Genomic DNA, 20,424 nt, shown 5'->3' on the forward strand with positions numbered 1-20,424 from the left:
CGCCGCCGCCGCCCGGCCCACCACCAGCCTCGCCGCCATGCTCGCCGAACTGGCCGCCGCCGGCCGCCTGCACGGCGTGAGCGCAGGCGACGCTGGCCAGATCATCTGGGCCCTCGTCCACGGAATCGGCACGCTGGCCGTCGACAATTATCTCACCACCCCAGATGTGCTCGCCGCCGATGGCGCCGCGGCGCTGTTGGCGGGGTGGGGGGCGTTGTAGGTGTTATAGATCCAAGGAAGTGGCCTCCGGCGGGCAGGGCCTGAGGCCCTGCATCCACTTTCGTTTTTGGTCTGCCCTCAAATTCAAGTGGCAGCGCCGCAGGCTCTAGTTGATTTACCAGCGCGCACAAAATTGAACGGGTGCAGGGACTGCGTCCCTGCCCGCCGGAGGCCCCCTTGCTTTACCGATTCAACCGCCCCCCGATCAGCGCATCGACCACCGATGGATCGGCCAAGGTCGATGTGTCGCCCAGCGCGCCGAACTCGTTCTCCGCGATCTTCCTGAGGATGCGGCGCATGATCTTGCCGCTGCGGGTCTTGGGCAGGGCGGGGGTGAGGTGGATGTGATCGGGGATGGCGATGCCGCCGATCTCGCTGCGCACGGTGGCTTTCAGCGCGGCGACGAGTTCGGGTGAAGCGGCGACGCCGGCGTTGAGGGTGACATAGGCATAGATGCCCTGGCCCTTGACGTCGTGCGGGAAGCCGACGACGGCGGCTTCGGCGACATCGGGGTGGGCGACGAGGGCGGATTCGACTTCGGCGGTGCCCATGCGGTGGCCGGAGACGTTGATGACATCGTCCACCCGGCCGGTGATCCACCAATAGCCGTCAGCATCGCGGCGGGCGCCGTCGCCGGTGAAATAGCGGCCGCGGTAGGTGGTGAAATAGGTCTGTGTGAAGCGTTCGTGATCGCCAAACACGGTGCGGGCCTGGCCGGGCCAGGAACGGAGCAGCACGAGGTTGCCGCTGATTTCGGTGCCCGCTTCCCACGGGATGATGGTGCCATCGGCTTCGACCAGCGCCGGCTCGATGCCGAAGAACGGCCAGCTGGCGCTGCCGGCCTTGAGCGGGGTGGCGCCGGGCAGCGGCGTGATCAGGGCGCCGCCGGTTTCGGTCTGCCACCAGGTGTCGACGATGGGCAGGCGGCCCTTGCCGACGACGCGGTGATACCAGTTCCAGGCTTCCGGGTTGATCGGTTCACCCACCGTGCCGAGCAGTCGCAGCGAGGAGAGATCGTGCCGGTTCACCGGCTCGTCGCCGTCGCGCATGATGGCCCGCAGGGCGGTGGGCGCGGTGTAGAAGATGTTGACCTTGTGCTTGTCGATCACCTGCCAGAAGCGGTCGTTGGCCGGGTAGCTGGGGATGCCTTCGAACATCAACACCGTCGCTCCGGCCGAGAGCGGGCCGTAGACAATGTAGCTGTGGCCGGTGACCCAGCCGACATCGGCGGTGCACCAGAAGATCTCGCCGGCCCGGTAATCGAACACGGTTTCAAAGGTCAGATTGGCCCACAGCAGGTAGCCGGCGGTCGAATGCAGCACGCCCTTGGGCTTGCCGGTGGAGCCGCTGGTGTAGAGGATGAACAGCGGGTCTTCGGCGTTCATCGGTTCCGGTGTGCAAGTGGCCGGCACCTCTTCGCGGATGTCGTGCCACCAGTGGTCGCGGTCTTCGACCATGGAGACGGCGCCGCCGGTGTGGCGGATCACCAACATCGCTTCGACATTCACGCCAGCCGCTTCGGCCTTGTCGCACGCCTCGTCGGCAATGGCCTTCAGCGGGATCGGCTTGCCGCCGCGGCGGCCTTCGTCGGTGGTGATGATGAACTTGCTCTGTGCGTCCTCGATGCGGCCGGCGAGGCTCTCAGCGGAAAAGCCGCCGAACACCACGGAATGGACGGCGCCGATGCGGGCGCAGGCCAGCATGGCCATTGCGGCTTCCGGGATCATCGGCATGTAGATGGTGACTCGGTCGCCCTTGTCGACACCAAGCGCCACCAGCGCATTGGCCATGCGCGCCACCTCGTCCCGCAGTTCGCCATAGCTGATGCGGCGCCCCTTGGCCTTGGGATCATCGGCCTCCCAGATGATGGCGATGCGTTTCGGGTCCTTGTCGGCCCAGCGGTCGAGGCAGTTCCAGCTGGCGTTGATGATCCCGTCCTCGAACCATTTGATGGCGACCGGGTCCCACGACCAGTTGCCCATCACCGTGGGTGCCGTGTACCAGCCCAGCCGACCAATCTGGCTGCGCCAGAAATCATCGGGATCAGCCAGGCTCTGGGCATAAAGCGCGTGATATTGCTCGGCCGTGGTGCGGGTGATGGCGAGGGCCTCGGCGGTGACGGGGTGCATGGTGTCGCTCATGGCGCCAAGACTAGGCCGCAGCGCCGCTTGCCGCTAGAGGGTGCAGATGGCCTTTCCCCCCTCCAAAGCGATGGCATGGGCGCTCGACGAAGCCCGCGCGGCGGCGGCGCGCGGCGAGGTGCCGGTGGGCGCGGTGATCACCGATGCGGCAGGCCAGCTGCTTGCCCGCGCCGGCAATCGCACCCGTGAACAGACCGATCCCACCGCCCATGCCGAAATGCTCGCCATCCGCGCCGCCTGCGAAGCGTTGCAAGCCGAACGGCTGATCGGCTGCACGCTGACCGTGACGCTGGAGCCCTGCGCCATGTGCGCCGCTGCCATTTCGGCGGCACGGGTGGAACGGCTGGTCTATGGTGCGTCCGATCCCAAATCGGGCGGCGTCGAGCATGGCGCCCGGGTGTTCAGCCACCCCCAGGCGCACCACCGGCCGGAGGTGATTGCCGGCGTGGCCGAGCCGCAGGCGGCAGTGCTGCTGAAGGCGTTTTTTGCCAGCAAGCGCTGAGCCCGCCCACTTGTCGCCCACGGCGCAGTCGGCCACGGTGCAGCCATGACCAATTCTGCTCCCCGCCGTGTGCTTGGGCCGTTCGCGGCGGCGTCTGTCGTGGTGGGCATGGTGGTGGGGGCTGGCATCTTCCGGTCGGCCAGCCTGGTCGCGGCTAACCTGGGCAATGATGCGCTGGTGCTGCTGGCCTGGGCGCTGGGCGGGCTGTTCGCGCTGTGCGGGGCGCTGGTCTATGCCGAATTGTCCAACGCCTTCCCGCATCCCGGCGGCGATTATCGCTTCCTGCGCCTCGCCTATGGGCCCCTGGTCGGTTTCCTGTTTGCCTGGTCGCGCTTTGCGGTGATCTTTTCGGCCTCGGCGGCGATGCTGGCCTTCGTGGCGGCCGACTATCTGGCCGAATTGCTGCCCCTGTCGGGCCTGGCGCGCGGCGGGGTGGCGGCGCTGGCGATCATCGTGCTCACCGGGCTGAACCTGGCCGGGGTGAAGCGCTCCACCGGCGGGCAGATCGTGCTGGTGACGGCCGATGTGCTGGCGCTGCTGGTGCTGGGCCTGGCCGCAGCCAGCCTGATCGCGGCCGGCACCCCACCACTGACGCCAACACCGGCGCCGCAGTCCTTTGGGGCGGCGGCGTTCGGGCAGGCGATGGTGTTCGTCATGCTGGCCTTTGGCGGCTTCAACGATGCCGCCACCCTGTCCGCCGAAGTGCGCCGCCCACGCGACATGACCCTGGCGCTGGTCGGCGGCATGGGGCTGGTCACCGCACTCTACCTGCTGGCCAACTGGGCCTATCTCACCGGCCTTGGCGGCGCCGGTCTGGCAGCAAGCGCCGCGCCCGCCGCGCAATTGATGGCCATCGCCTTTGGCCCGGTCGGTCAATTGGCCATGGTGATCTTCGTCGCCATCGCGGCGCTCGCCATCGTCAATGCGCTGGTCATCGTCGGCGGCCGCACGCTTTATGCCGTGGCCGGCGATGAACCGGCGCTCGGCCGGCTGGCGGCGTGGGACGAAGTGGCCGGCGTGCCGCGTCGGGCGATCTGGGTGCAGTGCGCCGTCTCGCTGTGCCTGGTGGCCTGGGGCTCGCTCTCCACCGGCTTTGCCCAGATGGTGGACTTCCTGTCGCCGGTGTTCTGGCTGTTCCTGTCCCTAACCGGTCCGGCGCTGATCATCCTGCGCCGCCGCCACCCAGATGTTGAACGACCGTTCAAGGTGCCGCTTTATCCGCTGGTGCCACTGGCCTTCTCCGCCGGCTGCCTGTTCGTGCTGCAAAGCTCGGTGCGCTATGTGGGCCTGAAGGGCTGCGCCATCAGTTTCGGCATGCTGGCGCTGGGCCTTGGCGTGCGGGTGCTGCTCAGCCGCCGCACTGCGACATAATGGCCTGAGTTTACGATTCTTTTGACGGCCTGCATCGGCGGGCGATCTGGTTGCGTAACCTTTCTCGGGAACGCGACCCGTCCGGGGTCCAACCGGGCGGACCAGAGAGGGACACATATGCCAATATTTCACGCTGGCCGCTTGCGCGCGGCCTTGCTGGCGGCTGCCATGCTGGCGCCGGCCATGGCGCAAGCCGATACCATCTATGGCCTCACCGCCAGCAACCGCATTGTCACCTTCACCTCGGCGGCGCCGGGCACCACCATCTCCGATCGCGCCATCACCGGGCTGGCCGCAGGCGACCGCCTGCTCGGCATCGATCGCCGGCCGGTCGACAAGCTGCTCTATGCCATTGGCAGCAGCGGCAATGTCTATCGCCTCACGCAGACGCCAACCAGCTATGTCGCCACCAATCTGGGCGCGGTTTCCACGTCGCTCACCGGCTCCAGCTATGGCTTTGATTTCAACCCGACGGTCGATCGCATCCGGGTGGTGAGCGATGCCAACCAGAATCTGCGGCTCAATCCCAATGCCGCGCCGCTCGGCACCATCGTCGATGGTTCGTTGACCCTGAACGGCGCGCCGCAGATCGATCTGCTCGGTGTCGCCTATACCAACAGCGTTGCCGGTGCGACCACCACCCGGCTGTACGGCATCGATGCCCGCACGGGCGCCCTGGTGCGGTCGACCAACGCCAACGCCGGCACCTATGTCAACTTCGGGTTGACCGGCACGGCCTATCAGTCGCTTGGTCTGGCGCTCGACAACGCCCAGGCGTTGGGCTTCGACATCTCGGCCAACACCGGGCTGGGTTATTTCAACTTTGGCAGCGACCTGTATCGCATCAACCTGGAGACCGGCGCGCCGACCCTGCTGGGCGGCATCGGCGCCGGTGGGCTGGTCGGCCTCGCCGCCGGCGCCGTGCCGGAACCGCAGAGCTGGGCGCTGCTGATTGCCGGCTTTGGCCTAGTGGGTGCGGCCCAGCGCCGTCACCGTCGTCAACCCGAACGCGCCGCGGCCTAAGTTCCCTGCCGCGGTTCGTCTGGCCGGCAGCAGCCGCCCCCCGTGGGCTGCCGGCCAGTTTTCTTTCAGAGCAACGCGCTGGCGATGTGGAAGGTGAGGCCGGCGGCCACATAGGCGGCGGCAAACAGATAGCTGAACATGAAGATCGGCCAGCGCCAGCTGGCGGTTTCGCGGCGGGTGATGGCCAGCGTCGAGATGCATTGCGGCGCGAACACAAACCAGGCCAGGAAGGCCAGCGCCGTGGGCAGCGGCCAGGCGCCGCGCAGCCGTTCGATCAGGCTGCCGGCATTGTCTTCAGAGACATCGTTGAGGGCATAGACGGTGCCCAGCGCCGAAACGGCGACTTCGCGCGCCGCCATGCCGGGCACCAGCGCGATGGCGATTTCCTTGTTGAAGCCGATGGGCGCGAAGATCGGTTCCAGCGCGGCGCCGATCTTGCCGGCAAGGCTGTACTCGATCGGGGGCTTGGTGCCGCCAACGGGCGGTTGCGGCCAGCTGGCCATGGCCCACAGCACGATGGTGGAAGCCAGGATGATGGTGCCGGCCCGCTGCAGGAAGGCTGTCACCCGGCCATAGAGGCCGAGCATCACGTCACGCAGCGCCGGCAGCTGATATTTGGGCATTTCCATCAGGAACGGCGGCGCGGCGCCCTTGGTCACCGTGCGGCGCAGGGCAAAGGCCGCCACCAGCGCGCCCAGGATACCGGCGAGATAGAGCGCGAACAGCACCAGGCCCTGCAAGCCGAACGGGCCGACATCGCGGGCCGGGATGAAGGCGCCGATCACCACGGCATAGACCGGCAGCCGCGCCGAACAGGTCATCAACGGGGCGATCAGGATGGTGGTCAGGCGGTCGCGTGGGCTGTCGATGGTTCGCGTCGCCATGATGCCGGGCACGGCGCAGGCAAAGCTGGAGAGCAGCGGAATGAAGGCGCGGCCGTTGAGGCCGACACGCGCCATCAGCCGGTCCATCAGGAAGGCGGCGCGGGTCATGTAACCGGTCTGCTCCAGCGTGAGGATGAACAGGAACAGGATCAGGATCTGCGGCAGGAACACCACCACCGCGCCGACGCCGGCGAGCACGCCATCATTGAGCAGCGACAGGAACCAGCCTTGCGGCAAGGTCGCTGCCAGTTCGGCCTGCAGCGCCGCCACACCGGATTCGATCCAGCCCATCGGCGCTTCCGCCCAGCTGAACACCGCCTGGAACATGAAGAACAGCACCAGGGCCAGCAACAGCGGCCCGACGACCGGGTGCAGCGCGACGCGGTCGATGCGCTGGGACCAGGCCTTGGCGCTGCCGACGCTGGTTTCCACCGTTGCCGCCAACTGGCGCGCCTGTTTCTGCAAGGCGCGCACATCGCTGCCGCGCTCTTCGGGCGGCGTCAGCGGCGCGTCGCCGATGCGGGCCGAAAGCGCGGCGCCCAACGCATCAAGGCCCTTGCGGCGCACCGCAACCGTTTCGACCACGGGCAAGCCAAGCAGATCGGCCAGCCGAGCCGAATCGATCTGGATGCCGTCGCGCGCCGCCAGATCAACCATGTTCAGCGCGACAATCAGCGGCAGGCCGAGCGCCTTCAGTTCCAGCACGAAGCGCAGGTGATTGCGCAGATTGGTGGCATCCACCACCGCCACGATCGCATCCAGGCGCTTTTCGCCCACCATGCGCCCGAAGATGGCATCACGGGTCACCGCCTCGTCGGGCGAGCGCGGGGTGAGGCTGTAGGTGCCGGGCAGATCGACCAGTTCCGCCACCCGGCCATCGGGCAGGGCGAGGCGGCCGGCCTTGCGCTCCACGGTGACGCCAGGATAGTTGCCGACCTTCTGTCGGCTGCCTGTCAAGGCATTGAACAGGCTGGTCTTGCCGGCATTGGGATTGCCGACGAGCGCCACCACCGGCTGGCGGGCGCTGACCGGGGGCAGATTGGCGGCGGGGGCGTTCACGCCGCTTCCACCTCGATCAGCCGGGCCATCTCGCGGCGCAGCGCCACCACCATGTTGCCCACACGCACCGCCAGCGGATCGCCGCCGAACGGCGCGCGGTGGACGATCTCCACGTCCACGCCTTCGTCAAAGCCCAGCTCGCAAAGGCGCTGCGCCGTGGCCGGATCCAGCCCGGCGCGATCGATGGCGGCAATCAGGGCGATCTCGCCCACGGCCAGCGCGTCGATCGGGCGGTGAGAGGCGAAAAAGGTCAAGCGGGGGGTCCGGTCGCAATGATGTTGCGAACCGTTATCAACTATTGCCGGGCGATGCTACCGGCAAATGTCCTCAGGGTCAGGACCTATTGATTTCCTGTCCCGGCACGGCCCGGAGAAGCCCGGCACGAGTGAGGGAGCGCAGTGGCGCACCCCGAAGGGTGCGTCCAAGCGAAGCGAGCACTGTGCCGGGCTTCTCCGGGTCGCCCTTCGGGTTGCCCGTTGCAGCCAAATGGCGTCGTTGCGGTCACTTGCCGGGGGGCGAAGCCCCGCCTGCGTGCCCGCGCCTAGCCATTTGGCTGGAACGGGCAATGACGGGACATGAAATCAATAGGTCCTGACCCTAGACTGCCGGGTAGCGCAGGCGGCCGAGGAAGCGGGCCGGATCGGGCAGCTTGCCCATCATGCCGGTCAGCTTCGCCTTGGCCTTTTCAAAGCGCATCACGCCGTCGATGCGGCGATCGATGAAGGCACGGGTGGCGGCGAAATCGTCCGAATCATCCTGCGTCCAATGCAGCAGCGTGGCGGAATAGATGCCGGAGAGGATCAGCCGCTTGGTATAGTGATTATAGTCGGTGGCGGTGTCGCCGGCAGCGCGCCACATCGCATCGGCGGCCTGCCACAGCAGCTTTGTCGACAGCGCGGCGTGTTGCGGCTGCGCCAACAGATTGAGTGCGCGGCGGGTGACTTCACGGTCGCCCTGTTCCAGCCGGGTCACCAGTGCCATGCGGATGCGGTCGCGGATCTTCATATTGTGGCTGTTGGCCATGGCTTCGGCCATTTTTGCGTTCACGGCCGTCGTCCAGACCGTCAGCATCGCCTCGACGTCGGGCAGGGCGAGGGCGGCGATATCGGGATCAATGCCGCTGTCCCGCGCGGCAGCGGCCAGGGCGCGGCTGCTCCAGCCGTCAAACGGCACGTGCGGCAGCATGGCCTCCACCAGGCGGGGGGCCAGTTCGGCGAGCGGGATATCCTGCGTCATGATCGCTCTCATAGCGTGCGCCGGCCCCGGTTCACAGCCGATATTGCGTCGCGGGGCTAGTCCCTGCCGGTGTAGCCCTTGCCGCGCTGAAGGGCTTCTGCTATCGGCCACGCCTCTGTCACCGGGGCGACTCGGTGAGCATCCGTATTTCTTGAAGACAACCCAACAAATGGGGCCAGCGCCCCCGAACGAAATGGAGTGACGGCAGCCCATGCAAATCGTGGTTCGCGACAACAACGTCGATCAGGCCCTTCGCGCCCTGAAGAAGAAGCTGCAGCGTGAAGGCGTCTACCGCGAAATGAAGCTGCGCCGTCATTACGAGAAGCCGAGCGAAAAGCGTGCCCGTGAAAAGGCCGCCGCCGTGCGCCGCGCCCGCAAGATGGAGCGCAAGCGCATGGAACGTGACGGCGTCAAGTAAGCCGTCTGCACCGTGATCGAGGCCGGGGGCCGGGCAGGGTTGACCCTCTGCCCGGCCCCCGCCATTTAGGCCGCAGTTTTTTCCGGTTTCGAGGCAGATATGTCAGGTCAGGCAATGAACAGCGCGGGCGGCGTCGGCATCGGCAAGTGGCTGGCGGCGGGCGCCGTGGTGATCGGCGTGGTTGGCCTGCTGGTCTATACCGGCACCCAGAGCCAAGTCGCCGCGGTGCGCACGGCTGACATGAAATATCTGGCCCAGAACAAGGACAAGCCGGGCGTCGTCACCACCGCGTCGGGCCTGCAATATAATGTGATCCGTGCTGGCCAGGGCCCGAAGCCGGCGGCGAAGGACACGGTGCTGGTGCATTATGAGGGCCGGCTGGTCGACGGCACGGTGTTTGATTCCAGCTACCAGCGCGGCCAGCCCGCCGCTTTCCCGCTTGATCAGGTCATCCCCGGCTGGACCGAAGGCGTGCAGCTGATGCCGGTCGGCTCCAAATATCATTTCGTTGTGCCGCCGCAGCTTGCCTATGGCGCGCAGGGCGCCGGCGGCGTGATCCCGCCGGGTGCGGTGCTGGAATTCGATATCGAACTGCTGGCGGTGAAGCCGGCGCAGTAAGCACCGGTTTCAGCTTCAGTTGCTGCGCAGGGACAGGAACCAGCGGTCGCGCAGCGCGGTCACCCAGGTCACCGGGTTGAAGCTGGTCGAACCATCCAGGCTGAAGGTGGTGAATTCGGCGCGGCCGACGAGATTTTCGACCGGCAACAGGCCGAGGCCGCCGATTTCCGGAGCAAAGCGGCTGTCTTCCGAATTGTCGCGGTTGTCGCCCATCAGGAAAACATGGCCTTCGGGCACGATCACCGGCTCGGTGTTGTCCTGCGGCACCGTGGCGAGATCGAGCGTGAGATAGGTGCGGCCGCCGGGCAGCGTCTCGCGATAGGTGGGCAGATGGCACTCGGCCGCGCCCTCCGGGGTCACCACCCGATATTGCACGTCATACATGGTGTTGCAGTCGCTGTTGGGCGACACTTTCAGCACCGTATCGGCCACCTTCACCTTGGGCACCGGTTGGCCGTTCAGCCACAGCTGGCCATCCTTCATCTGCACCGTGTCGCCGGGCAGGCCGATGACGCGCTTGATCCAGTCATCCTGGGCGATCGGTGACTTCAGCACGACGATGTCCCCGCGCTCCGGCAGGCTGCCGAACAGCCGGCCCTGCATCTTGGGCAGCACGTTCAGCGATGGCGACAGATAGGAATAGCCATAGGGATATTTCGACACGATCAGCCGGTCACCGATGAGCAGGCCCGGCAGCATCGAGGCCGACGGGATATAGAAGGGCTTGGCCACCGCGGTGTGGACGGCCAGCACCGCCAGCGCCAGCAGGAACAGCTGCCAGGCCTCTTCGGCCCAGTTGATCTTCTTCTTGGCCACGGCGGCGCTGCTTCCTTCGGTCATGCGATACTCACGGTGATCAGCACGATGGCCTGCGCCCAGGGATGGTCGTCGGTCATCGTCAGATGAATCGCGGCCTTATGCCCCGCAGGCGTGATTTGCGCCAGCCTTGCTGCAGCACCACCGGAAAGCTGCAGCGTCGGCTGGCCTGACGGCAGGTTGACGACGCCCATGTCGCGCCAGAACACGCCGTGGCGAAAACCGGTGCCCAGCGCCTTGGCGCAAGCCTCCTTGGCGGCAAAACGCTTGGCGAAGGTGGCGGCGCGGGTCAGCTCGCGGCGGTTGGCCTTGGCCTGTTCGATATCGGTGAAGATGCGATTGATGAAGCGGTCGCCAAAGCGCTCGATGCTGCTGGCGATGCGCTCGATGTTGCACAGGTCTGATCCCAGGCCGATCAGCGCCAGGCCGGGTGGCACCAGCACGCTCAAGACCTGGCCTCATCCATGCAGGCGCGCATGCGGCGGATGGCGGCATCGAGGCCGACGAACACCGCCTCGCCGATCAGGAAATGGCCGATGTTGAGCTCGGCCAGCTGCGGCAGGGCGGCGACCGGGCCGACATTGGCATAAGTTAGGCCGTGGCCGGCGTGGAGTTCGAGGCCCAGCGCCGCGCCAAATTCGGCCGCGCGGGCCAGCCGCGCCAGCTCGGCCGCGGCATCGCCATCATCGAAGGCATGGGCATAGGGGCCAGTGTGCAGTTCGACCACCGGCGCGCCAAGCCGGGCGGCGGCCTCCAGCTGGCGTTCCTCCGGCGCGATGAACAGCGATACGCGGATGCCGACGTCCTTCAGGCGGGCGATGATCGGCTGCAGGCTGTTGTGCTGGCCAGCAGCGTCCAGCCCGCCTTCGGTGGTGCGCTCGGCCCGGCGTTCCGGCACGATGCAGGCGGCGTGCGGCTTGTGCGCCAGCGCAATGGCCAGCATCTCGTCGGTCGCCGCCATTTCGAGGTTGATCGGCAGGGCGATGGCGCCTGACAGCCGGGTCAGATCATCGTCGGTGATGTGGCGGCGGTCTTCGCGCAGGTGGATGGTGATGCCATCGGCGCCGGCCGCCGCCGCCATTTCGGCGGCCCGCAGCGGGCAGGGATGCACCCCGCCGCGCGCATTGCGGATGGTGGCGACATGATCGATGTTGACGCCCAATCTGAGATGGCTGGGGCGCTGGCTCACGCCGCGCGGCTCCCCGGCTTCACCGCCGGAATCGCTTCCAGTTCGGGCGGCAGGGCATCGGGCTGATAGGTCGGCACGTCGAGTCGGATCAGCGGGGTGAAGGGCACGCCGAGATCGGCCTTGCCATTGGAGCGATCGACCAGCGACGCCGCATGGATCACCCGGCCGCCAGCCGCTTCCACCGCGGCGATGGCTTCGCGGCTCGACAGCCCGGTGGTGACGACGTCTTCCATCAACAGCACCGGCTGGCCGGCGCTCAACCGGAAGCCGCGGCGCAGTTCGAAGGTGCCGGTGGGGCGTTCGACGAACATCGAATCAACAGCCAGGGCGCGGGCCAGTTCATAACCGCAGATCAGCCCGCCCATGGCCGGCGCGATCACCGCGGTCACCTTGGCCTTCACCGCGGCCGGAATCTTGGCTGCCAGCGCCACGGCCAGCCGTTCGGCGCGGGCCGGGCTCATCAGCACGCGCGCGCATTGCAGGTAACGCGGGGACCGCAGGCCTGACGACAGGATGAAATGGCCCTCCAGCAGCGCCTCGGCAGCGCGGAATTCGGCCAGCACGTCGTCGTCGGTCATCCTTGTCTCTCCAGATCGCGCGCACGCCTTGGCAGCGCCATGTCGCGCGCGCAAGCGGCCTTACAACCGCACCCTGTCGGCCGACACCACGGCCTTTACCTGGCGCAGTCCGCCCAGGATGGTGGCGAGATGCGCCACGCTTTCCACCTCGATGTCGATGATGTCGGTGTGGAACTCGCGATCGCGGTGCTTCAGCGCCAGGCCGACGATATTGGCATTGTGGGCGGCGATGCTGGCGGCCAGGCTGGCCAGCGCACCAGGCTGGTTGTGGACGACGACCGCGATGCGAGCGGCAGCACCAGCTGTTTCGGCGCCCCATTTCACGTCCAGCCACTCGCCGCTTTCATCGGCCAGATGGTCGCAATCGATGACATGCACCGAAATCGGCCCATCCGGGTGGCGGATGCCGACGATGCGATCGCCCGGCACCGGCCGGCAATGATCGCAGAGCAGGAAGCCGACGCCGGGCGTCAGCCCTTCGATCGAGATGCTCGCCGCTGCCTTGGCCTTTGCGCCGCGCGGCCGCGCTGGCCGGGTCGAAGCGCCCGGCACCAGCGCTTCGGTCACCTGATCATCCGACAGGCGGTTCTCGGCCATCGCCAGCATCAGGGCGGCGCGATCGTGCAGCTTCAGCCGGCCCAGCGCCGGGCCCATGATCTCGTCGTCCAGCGGCACCTTCAGCCGGCCCGCCACGGCGTCGAGCAACTTGGCGCCCATCGCCAGCAGTTCCTCGCGGCGCTTGTGGCGAACATGGCGGCGGATGGCGGCACGGGCCTTGGCGCTGGCGACGAACGCCTCCCAGGCCGGATCCGGCGATTTCACCTTGCCCTTCAATATTTCGACCTGATCGCCGTTGACCAGCCGGGTGCGCAGCGGCACGGCGCGGCCGTTGACCTTGGCGCCCACGCAACTGTCCCCCAGGTCGCTGTGCACGGCATAGGCAAAGTCCACCGGCGTCGCATCGCGCGGCAGCTGGTAGAGTTCGCCCTTGGGGGTGAAGACGAACACCTGATCCTGGAACATCGCCAGCCGGGCATTCTCGAGCAGTTCCTCCGGGCTGGCCGCGTCCTGCAGCACGTCGAGCAGGTCCTCGATCCAGGGATAGGCCTCGCGCGCCGGGGCGCCGTCGCTGCCCAGCTTGTAGGCCCAGTGCGCGGCGACGCCATACTCGGCCTCCTCGTGCATCAGCCTGGTGCGGATCTGCACTTCGATGCGCGCGGCCTCACCGCTGAGCAACACCGACGTGTGCAGCGAGCGATAGCCGTTGGACTTGGGCGTGGAGATGAAATCCTTGAAACGGCCCGGCACCATCGGCCAGCGGCCATGCACGATACCGAGTGCCCGGTAACAGTCATTGACGTCGTCAACGATCACCCTGAATGCCATCACGTCCGACAATTGCTCGAAACTCATCTGCCGCGCCGCCATCTTGCGCCAGATTGAGTAGGGGCGCTTTTCGCGGCCGGTGACGCTGGCGGCAATACCCTTGGAGGCCAGCAGGCTTTCCAGCGCACCGGTGATGCGGTGGACGTTTGCGCCGGTCGTGTCGCGCAGCCGCGCCATGCGCTGGCTGATCATCTCGCAGGCTTCAGGCTCCAGGTGGCTGAACGCCAGCTCCTGCATCTCCTCCATGAAGCCATACATGCCGATCCGCTCAGCCAGCGGGGCATAGATGTCCATGGTCTCGCGGGCGATGCGGCGGCGCTTTTCCTCCTTGGGGATATGATAGAGCGTGCGCATGTTGTGCAGCCGGTCCGCCAGCTTGACCAGCAACACGCGGATATCGGTGGACATCGCCAGCAGGAACTTGCGCAGATTCTCCGCCTGGCGCTCGCTCTCGGTCTGCGTCTCGATCTTTGACAGCTTGGTGACGCCATCGACCAGCCGGCCCACATCAGGCCCGAACAGCCGGTCGATCTGTTCCTGCGTCGCCACCGTGTCCTCGATGGTGTCGTGCAGGATGGCCGTCGCGATGGTCTTGTCGTCGAGTTGCAGGTCGGTGAGGATGCCGGCCACCTCGATCGGGTGGCTGAAATAAGGGTCACCACTGGCGCGCAGCTGGCTGCCGTGGGCCTTCACCGAAAACACGTACGCGCGGTTGAGCAGATCCTCATCCGCATCCGGATCATAGGCCTTGACCCGTTCCACCAATTCATACTGGCGCAGCATAGCCGACTATCTTGGGGGGGATTGGAGGTTAGTACAACCCTGGGTGAGCGCAATTTACGCGGCCGGCGGCGGAGCCGCCGAGTCCGCTTCTGAGGTAAAGGCAGAAGGAAGAAAGTGCGTGGCGGAGGCACGCTGTCGGACGACACACGAAAAAGGCGACCCGAAGGTCGCCTTTTTTGGTCGCCGGCCGGAGTGCGGCGAGTCTCAAAATAGCTCCGCTACTTTGGGCCGCCTTACTCGTAATCACCACCCATGTTCTGGTTCCGCGGCGGCTGCGCAGCCGTGATGCGCAAGGCTTCAGCGGAGGCCGACAGCGAGCCGATCACGTCCGGCGTGTCGTCATCCTCGGCCTGCACGCGCTGCATGCCCTGCACCATGGTTTCCTTGAGGTCGGCCGGGCGGATCGTCTCTTCGGCGATCTCGCGCAGCGCCACGACCGGATTCTTGTCGCGGTCGCGGTCGATGGTCAGTTCGGAACCAGACGAGATGTTGCGGGCGCGATGGGCGGCCAGCAGCACCAGGTCAAACCGGTTGGGGACCTTGTCAACGCAATCTTCGACAGTGACGCGTGCCATGAAATGGCTCCAGCAATGATGGTGTGGGAATGGCTCCCCCTGACGATTCGGGGCCGCAAAGTCAAGGAAATTGGCCTTTCACCATCGTGGAGCGGCTTGACTCTGCCGGCCCGCCCCCCTAACGGACCCGCTTCGCATCTGGCCCCGCACCCCGGTGAAGCGGCGGCCCACTCCGGCAACAGGTCGGTTTGGCGAGACCGGGAAGGCCCGCCAATCCCGGCGGTCCGTGACAAGCAAGGTGAAACATGTCGAAGCGTTCGAACGCGAAGTACAAGCTTGATCGCCGCATGGGCGAGAATATCTGGGGTCGTCCGAAGAGCCCGGTCAACAAGCGCGAATACGGCCCCGGCCAGCACGGACAGCGCCGCAAGGGCAAGATGAGCGATTTCGGCCTGCAGCTGCGCGCCAAGCAGAAGCTGAAGGGCTATTATGGTGACGTCACCGAGAAGCAGTTCCGCAAGGTCTATGCCGAAGCGGTGCGCATGAAGGGCGATACCTCGCAGAACCTCATCGGTCTGCTCGAACAGCGCCTGGACATGGTGATCTATCGCGCCAAGTGGGCGCCGACCGTGTTCGCCGCCCGCCAGATCGTCAACCATGGTCACATCTGGCTGAACGGCGTGCGCTGCAACATCGGTTCGGCCCGCGTGAAGCCGGGCGACGTCGTCGAACTGGGCTCGAAGGCCCGCGAAATGGCGCTGGTGCTGGAAGCCCAGGGCCTGTCCGAGCGTGACGTGCCGGAATATGTCTCGGTCGATGGCAACAAGGCCACCTATGTCCGCGTGCCGACGCTGGACGAAGTGCCGTACCCGGTGAAGATGGAACCGAACCTGGTCGTCGAGTTTTACTCGCGCTGATCTCTCAGCCGATTGGAATGCGAAAGGGCGGCTCTCAGGGCCGCCCTTTTCATTTGTGCCTGGCGCTTGCCTAAAATCCCGTCGGCGCCACCGTCCGGCCCAGGAATTTCAGCCGCGTGATCCACGTGTGGACTTCGAGGCCCGGCGTCGCATGGGTGGCACCGGGATAGACCATCAGGTCAAACGGCCGCTTCGCCCGTTGCAGCGCCGTCATCAGCGCGGTCGAATTCTCGAACACCACATTGTCGTCGGCCATGCCGTGCATCAGCAGCAGCGGGTCGCTGATCTTCGCGGCTTCGCCGAGCGCGCCGGATTTCGCATAGACCTCCGGGTTGGTGATGGGATTACCGAGATAACGCTCGGTATAGGCGGTGTCATACAGCTCCCAGCGGGTCACCGGCGCGCCGGCGATGCCGGCGGCAAAGGCGCCCGGCGCGGCTTCCAGCAGTTTCAGCACCATGTAGCCGCCATAGGACCAGCCATTGACGGCGACCTTGCCGGCCCAGGGTTGCGCCTTGATCCAGGCCAGCGCCTGCAACTGGTCCTGGACCTCGACCCCGCCCATGGCGCGGAAGATCGGCGCCTCGAACGCCATGCCGCGATCATTGCTGCCGCGGTTGTCGAGCTGGAACACCGCCCAGCCCTTCGACACCAGATATTGCTCGATCGGCGCAGTGAACTTGCGGGTCACATAATGGGCGTGCGGGCCGCCATAGACTTGCATCAGCACCGGGAAGGGGCCGGGGCCGGCGGGCTTCAACAGGCGCCAGTCCATCGCCTGGCCATCGGACGCGGTGAGCGTGCCGAACTGCGGCACCGTGTGGGTGGCGAGATAGGGCGCATAGGGGTGGCTGGCGTCGAGGCGATTCTCCTCGATCCAGGCGAGGCGCTTGCCAGCCCCGTCACTCAGCCACACCTGTGGCGGTTGGCTGGGGGTGGTGCTGGTGACCAGCAGACGCTGGCCGGCATCATCCATCACCGCTTCATGCCAGCCGCCTGTTGCGGTCAAGCGCTGCGGCTTCGCGCCCGCCTTGCGGTAATCGAGCGCATAGACCTGCTTTTCCAGCGTGGAGTCAGCAAACCCGGTGAACCACAGCCGGCCGCGCTTCTGATCGACGCCGACCAGTTCATCCACCACCCAGCGGCCGCGGGTGAGTTGCGCTGCCCTGCCACCGACCAGCCGATAGAGGTGGCGATAGCCGTCACGCTCGCTCGCCCACAATATGCTGTCGTCCTTCAGCGGGCGGAAACTGTCGTGGACATTGATCCAGGTCTTCGCTGTCTCGCTCGCCAGCACCCGCGAGGCGCCGGTGGCTGGATCGACGGCCAGGATGTCGAGCCGCTGCTGATCGCGCGCCAGGCGCTGGACATAGAGTGTCTTGCCGTCCACCGCCCAGGCCACGCGGGCGATATAGATGTCGCTGCTGGGGCCCAGATCGACCTTCACCTTGCCCGACCCGTCCGGGTTCACCAGCCACAGCGACACATCGGCATTGGCGGTGCCGACGGCGGGATAGGCCTGGGTGAACAGGCGGGTGCCGTCGGCGCCGATGGCGGCGCGGGTCACTTGCTTGACCGGACTTTCATCGACCCGCGCCACGGCGATGCGGCGGTCGTCCGGCGACCACCAATGGCCATCAAAGCGGTCGAGCTCTTCCTGCGCGATGAACTCGGCGACGCCCCAGCTGACCTTGGGTGTGTTTTCCCCCGCCACCTCGCGCGCCGCACCGCCCGCCAGCGATTGCACAAACAGATGGCCGTCGCGCACGAAGCTGGCAAAGCCGCCTTTGGGGCTCAGTTGCGCATCGGTCTCGGTCTCCGGCGTGCTGGTCAGCCGCGTCACGCTGCCATCCAGCGCCGCCACCCACAGATCGCCCTCCACCGGCACCAGCAGGTGTTTGGCATCGGGTGCCCAGGCATAATCGGTGATGCCCTTCACGTCGGCGATGCGCCGGCGCTCGCGGTTCATGCGCTCGGCTTCTGATAGGGCGCCGCCGCTCGCGAGTTTCTCCGAATCGACCAGCATGCGGCTTTGCCCGGTGGCGGTGTCCACCGCCCACAGGTCAAACCGGTCCTTGTCGCTGGCCCGGCTCTTCAGCAGCGTCGCCAGCCGGCCATCGGGGGAGAGATTCAGCACGCGCGGGCGTGGGCCGGTGAGCGCGGGGGAGGCAAAGACCCGCTCCAGCGTCAGCGGCTGGGGAGCAATCTGTGACGCCGTCTGAGCCAGCGCCGGGGCCGCGACCAGCAGGGCCGTGGCCAGCAACACGCACTTCATTCCTTGTTCCCCCTGTTCGACCCGGCCCGCTGGCCTTTCCGCTGGCCGGGCCATCATGACAATCGTGCGTCAATGCCGCACCCTTGCTCCTGCGCCAAGTGGCTGCTAGCAAGAGGTTAGCAGTGGTTTGCCCACTGTCATTTCCCGCGCTGTTTCGCACTGCCGCCGCACATGCTGGCCGGTGTTTCGCGAACGGGGATGGGAAATCAAGGTCGCCGCCTTGCATGATGCAAGCCGGGGCGACCGCTGAAAAGCCATGTAAGGACGCGGATGACCGGATTGATCGAACTGGCGGAAGGGCAGCGCTGCAAGCGCCGTCTGGCCAGCGGTCACGCCGCCGCGCCTGCTGAATTCACCCATATTTCCCGCATCCGCCGGCGCCATCATCCCGATGCTGCCGGCCTTTTCATACCGCGCCGCCCTGTTGCCGCCCGCCTGTCGGGTGCCGAGACAGGGACCAGCGCCACGGAGACTTCACATGTCCAACCGCATGCTCATCGACGCCCGCCACCCGGAAGAAACGCGGGTGGCCGTGGTCAATGGCCAACGCATCGAGGAATTTGATTTCGAATCGGCTGACAAGCGTCAGCTGAAGGGCAACATTTATCTGGCCAAGGTCACGCGGGTTGAACCCTCGCTGCAGGCCGCCTTTGTTGAATATGGCGGCAACCGCCACGGCTTCCTGGCCTTCAGCGAAATCCACCCCGACTATTACCAGATCCCCAAGGAAGACCGCGACGCCCTGCTGCGCGAGGAGGCCGAACTGGCCGCCGAAGAGCATGCCCACGAAGATGGCGATGGCGACGGCGATGACGAGGTGCAGGAAACCGGCGGCCATCATGATGAGCCGACCGACGCGCTGCGCCGCAAGCGCATGGCGCTTCGCCGCCGTTACAAGATCCAGGAAGTCATCCGCCGCCGCCAGGTGATGCTGATCCAGGTGGTGAAGGAAGAGCGCGGCTCCAAGGGCGCGGCGCTCACCACCTATCTGTCGCTGGCCGGCCGTTATTGCGTGCTGATGCCCAACACCGCGCACGGCGGCGGCATTTCGCGCAAGATTTCCAACCCGGCCGATCGCAAGCGCCTGAAGCAGGTGATGGCCGATCTGCACCTGCCCAACGGCATGGGCGCCATCGTGCGCACCGCTGGCCTGAAGCGCAGCGCCGCCGATATCCGCCGCGATTTCGATTATCTCACCCGTCTGTGGGACGAAATTCGCGAGAAGACCCTGGCCAGCCAGGCCCCGGCGCTGATCCATGAAGACAGTGGCCTGATCAAGCGCGCCATCCGCGACATCTACAATCGCGAGATCGACCAGGTGCTGGTTGAAGGCCGCGCCGGCTTCGAGGCCGCGCACCGCTTCATGTCGATGCTGATGCCGACCCATGCCCCCAAGGTGGTGGAATATGAAGGCAGCGTGCCGCTGTTCCAGCGCTTTGGCGTCGAGGACCAGCTGGAAGCCATGTACCAGCCGGTCGTGCAGCTGAAGTCCGGCGGCTATCTGGTCATCAACCCGACCGAAGCCCTGGTCTCCATCGACATCAACTCCGGCCGCTCGACGCGTGAATATGGCATCGAGGAAACCGCGACCAAGACCAATCTGGAAGCCGCCGACGAGATCGCCCGCCAGCTGCGCCTGCGCGACATGGCCGGCCTGGTGGTGATCGATTTCATCGACATGGAAAATGGCTCCAACGTCCGCAAGGTCGAAAAGGCCATGAAGGAGGCGCTGAAGAACGATCGTGCCCGCGTGCAGATCGGCCGCATCTCCAGCTTTGGCCTGATGGAAATGAGCCGGCAGCGCCTGCGCACCGGCATCCTGGAAGCCTCCACCCACGTCTGCCCGATGTGCGAAGGCACCGGTATGGTGCGCTCGGTCGCGTCGGCGGCGCTGGCCGCCCTGCGCGCGCTGGAAGCCGAAGCGCTGCGCGGTCGCCACAGCGACCTGGTGCTGCGCGCCGGCGAGGAAGTCGCCGTCTATCTGCTCAACCGCAAGCGCATCGAGCTGGCCGAGCTGGAAGAACTCTATGGCGTGACCATTGTCACCCGCCCGGATGACGCCCTGATCGGCCCGAACTTCGAGATTGATGCAGGCGGCCCGCCGCCGTCGAAGAAGGTCGAGATGGTGGCGCTGCCGCCGATCGTGAAGATCAGCGAAGACAGCGATGCCGAAGCCGACGACGGTGACGATGCTGAGGGCGAGGGCGACGAGGGCCGCGAAGAGCGCGGCGAGGATGGCCGCCGCAATGGCCGTCGCCGCCGCCGTCGCAGCCGCGATGGCCGTGGCCGCGACAAGGGTGATGACCGCGAAGAAGCGAGCGACGACACCGCGGATGCGGCGGCCAATGCGGCTGACGACGCCGGCGATGAGGGCGATGACCAGGGCGACGAGTCGGGCGACAGCGCGACCGAGGCTGGCGAAAATGGCGGCCGCCGCAAGCGTCGCCGTCGTGGCCGCCGCGGTCGCCGCGCTGGCAGTGATCGCGCGCCGGCC

The 20,424-nt window shown here is 66.5% G+C and carries 19 protein-coding genes; 8 read left to right on the forward strand and 11 right to left on the reverse strand.

Translation table 11 applies throughout. From position 1 onward, the window contains the following. Positions 1 to 220 (forward strand): hypothetical protein (locus GJ693_RS16800; protein WP_197041993.1); only part of this gene is annotated, 220 nt, incomplete at its 5' end. A 181-nt stretch (positions 221 to 401) separates the two neighbouring features. Here GJ693_RS16800 and acs read toward each other — a convergent pair. Then, positions 402 to 2,360 (reverse strand): acetate--CoA ligase, encoded by a 1,959-nt coding sequence (gene acs / locus GJ693_RS06095; protein ID WP_156255440.1) that lies wholly within the window; start codon positions 2,358 to 2,360, stop codon positions 402 to 404. A 46-nt stretch (positions 2,361 to 2,406) separates the two neighbouring features. On the opposite strand from acs, the gene GJ693_RS06100 reads away from it, so the two are divergent. The 3 genes from GJ693_RS06100 to GJ693_RS06110 all read left to right on the forward strand — a co-directional run bounded on the left by GJ693_RS06100 (position 2,407) and on the right by GJ693_RS06110 (position 5,256). Continuing rightward, positions 2,407 to 2,862 carry a nucleoside deaminase gene (locus GJ693_RS06100; protein WP_156255441.1) on the forward strand — a complete coding sequence of 152 codons (456 nt, stop codon included), beginning with the start codon at positions 2,407 to 2,409 and terminating at the stop codon, positions 2,860 to 2,862. A gap of 45 nt (positions 2,863 to 2,907) precedes the next feature. Beyond that, positions 2,908 to 4,233, forward strand: coding sequence for an APC family permease (locus GJ693_RS06105; RefSeq protein ID WP_156255442.1), 1,326 nt, complete (start codon positions 2,908 to 2,910; stop codon positions 4,231 to 4,233). Positions 4,234 to 4,401: 168 nt separating this feature from the next. After that, complete coding sequence (locus GJ693_RS06110; protein WP_197041994.1) at positions 4,402 to 5,256, forward strand: DUF4394 domain-containing protein; 855 nt, start codon at positions 4,402 to 4,404, stop codon at positions 5,254 to 5,256. 65 nt (positions 5,257 to 5,321) lie between these two features. Here GJ693_RS06110 and feoB read toward each other — a convergent pair whose 3' ends face one another. From feoB to GJ693_RS06125, 3 genes are all read right to left on the reverse strand, one after another. Next, positions 5,322 to 7,199 carry a ferrous iron transport protein B gene (feoB, locus tag GJ693_RS06115; protein ID WP_235902690.1) on the reverse strand — a complete coding sequence of 626 codons (1,878 nt, stop codon included), beginning with the start codon at positions 7,197 to 7,199 and terminating at the stop codon, positions 5,322 to 5,324. After that, on the reverse strand, positions 7,196 to 7,453 hold the full coding sequence (locus tag GJ693_RS06120; protein WP_156255444.1) for a FeoA family protein: 258 nt from the start codon (positions 7,451 to 7,453) through the stop codon (positions 7,196 to 7,198). The genes feoB and GJ693_RS06120 overlap by 4 nt, the downstream gene beginning before the upstream one ends. A gap of 343 nt (positions 7,454 to 7,796) precedes the next feature. Further along, complete coding sequence (locus GJ693_RS06125; protein WP_156255445.1) at positions 7,797 to 8,435, reverse strand: COQ9 family protein; 639 nt, start codon at positions 8,433 to 8,435, stop codon at positions 7,797 to 7,799. A 211-nt stretch (positions 8,436 to 8,646) separates the two neighbouring features. On the opposite strand from GJ693_RS06125, the gene rpsU reads away from it, so the two are divergent. Then, entirely contained in the window at positions 8,647 to 8,853 is a 207-nt protein-coding gene (rpsU, locus tag GJ693_RS06130) for a 30S ribosomal protein S21 (RefSeq protein ID WP_156255446.1), read from the forward strand. A gap of 114 nt (positions 8,854 to 8,967) precedes the next feature. Then, positions 8,968 to 9,471: an FKBP-type peptidyl-prolyl cis-trans isomerase gene (locus GJ693_RS06135; protein ID WP_235902691.1), complete on the forward strand. Its 504-nt coding sequence runs from the start codon at positions 8,968 to 8,970 to the stop codon at positions 9,469 to 9,471. A gap of 15 nt (positions 9,472 to 9,486) precedes the next feature. Here GJ693_RS06135 and lepB read toward each other — a convergent pair whose 3' ends face one another. The 6 genes from lepB to rpoZ form a co-directional block, all read right to left on the reverse strand. Then, entirely contained in the window at positions 9,487 to 10,311 is an 825-nt protein-coding gene (lepB, locus tag GJ693_RS06140; RefSeq protein WP_156255448.1) for a signal peptidase I, read from the reverse strand. Further along, positions 10,308 to 10,736 (reverse strand): holo-ACP synthase, encoded by a 429-nt coding sequence (acpS, locus tag GJ693_RS06145; RefSeq protein ID WP_235902693.1) that lies wholly within the window; start codon positions 10,734 to 10,736, stop codon positions 10,308 to 10,310. Before acpS ends, lepB begins: the two co-directional genes overlap by 4 nt. Continuing rightward, on the reverse strand, positions 10,733 to 11,476 hold the full coding sequence (locus GJ693_RS06150; RefSeq protein ID WP_156255449.1) for a pyridoxine 5'-phosphate synthase: 744 nt from the start codon (positions 11,474 to 11,476) through the stop codon (positions 10,733 to 10,735). The genes acpS and GJ693_RS06150 overlap by 4 nt, the downstream gene beginning before the upstream one ends. Then, positions 11,473 to 12,054 carry an orotate phosphoribosyltransferase gene (gene pyrE / locus GJ693_RS06155; RefSeq protein WP_156255450.1) on the reverse strand — a complete coding sequence of 194 codons (582 nt, stop codon included), beginning with the start codon at positions 12,052 to 12,054 and terminating at the stop codon, positions 11,473 to 11,475. Before pyrE ends, GJ693_RS06150 begins: the two co-directional genes overlap by 4 nt. 60 nt (positions 12,055 to 12,114) lie before the next feature. After that, positions 12,115 to 14,223, reverse strand: coding sequence for a RelA/SpoT family protein (locus tag GJ693_RS06160; RefSeq protein ID WP_156255451.1), 2,109 nt, complete (start codon positions 14,221 to 14,223; stop codon positions 12,115 to 12,117). Positions 14,224 to 14,456: 233 nt separating this feature from the next. Next, entirely contained in the window at positions 14,457 to 14,798 is a 342-nt protein-coding gene (gene rpoZ, locus GJ693_RS06165; protein ID WP_017668057.1) for a DNA-directed RNA polymerase subunit omega, read from the reverse strand. A 245-nt stretch (positions 14,799 to 15,043) separates the two neighbouring features. Here rpoZ and rpsD point away from each other — a divergent pair, with 245 nt between their 5' ends. Beyond that, a complete protein-coding gene (gene rpsD / locus GJ693_RS06170) occupies positions 15,044 to 15,655 on the forward strand; it encodes a 30S ribosomal protein S4 (protein WP_156255452.1) in 612 nt (203 codons plus the stop codon). Positions 15,656 to 15,725: 70 nt separating this feature from the next. Here the strand turns inward: rpsD and GJ693_RS06175 are convergent, their stop codons facing one another. Further along, the gene (locus GJ693_RS06175; RefSeq protein WP_156255453.1) at positions 15,726 to 17,930 is read right to left on the reverse strand and encodes a S9 family peptidase; all 2,205 of its coding nucleotides are present in this window, start codon (positions 17,928 to 17,930) and stop codon (positions 15,726 to 15,728) included. A gap of 478 nt (positions 17,931 to 18,408) precedes the next feature. Here GJ693_RS06175 and GJ693_RS06180 point away from each other — a divergent pair. After that, positions 18,409 to 20,424, forward strand: a 2,016-nt coding sequence (locus GJ693_RS06180; protein WP_197041995.1) for an Rne/Rng family ribonuclease, incomplete at its 3' end; no start/stop codon positions are given.

This window comes from Sandarakinorhabdus oryzae, assembly GCF_009733735.1.
In the GTDB taxonomy this organism is placed as follows: Bacteria; Pseudomonadota; Alphaproteobacteria; order Sphingomonadales; family Sphingomonadaceae; genus Sandarakinorhabdus; species Sandarakinorhabdus oryzae.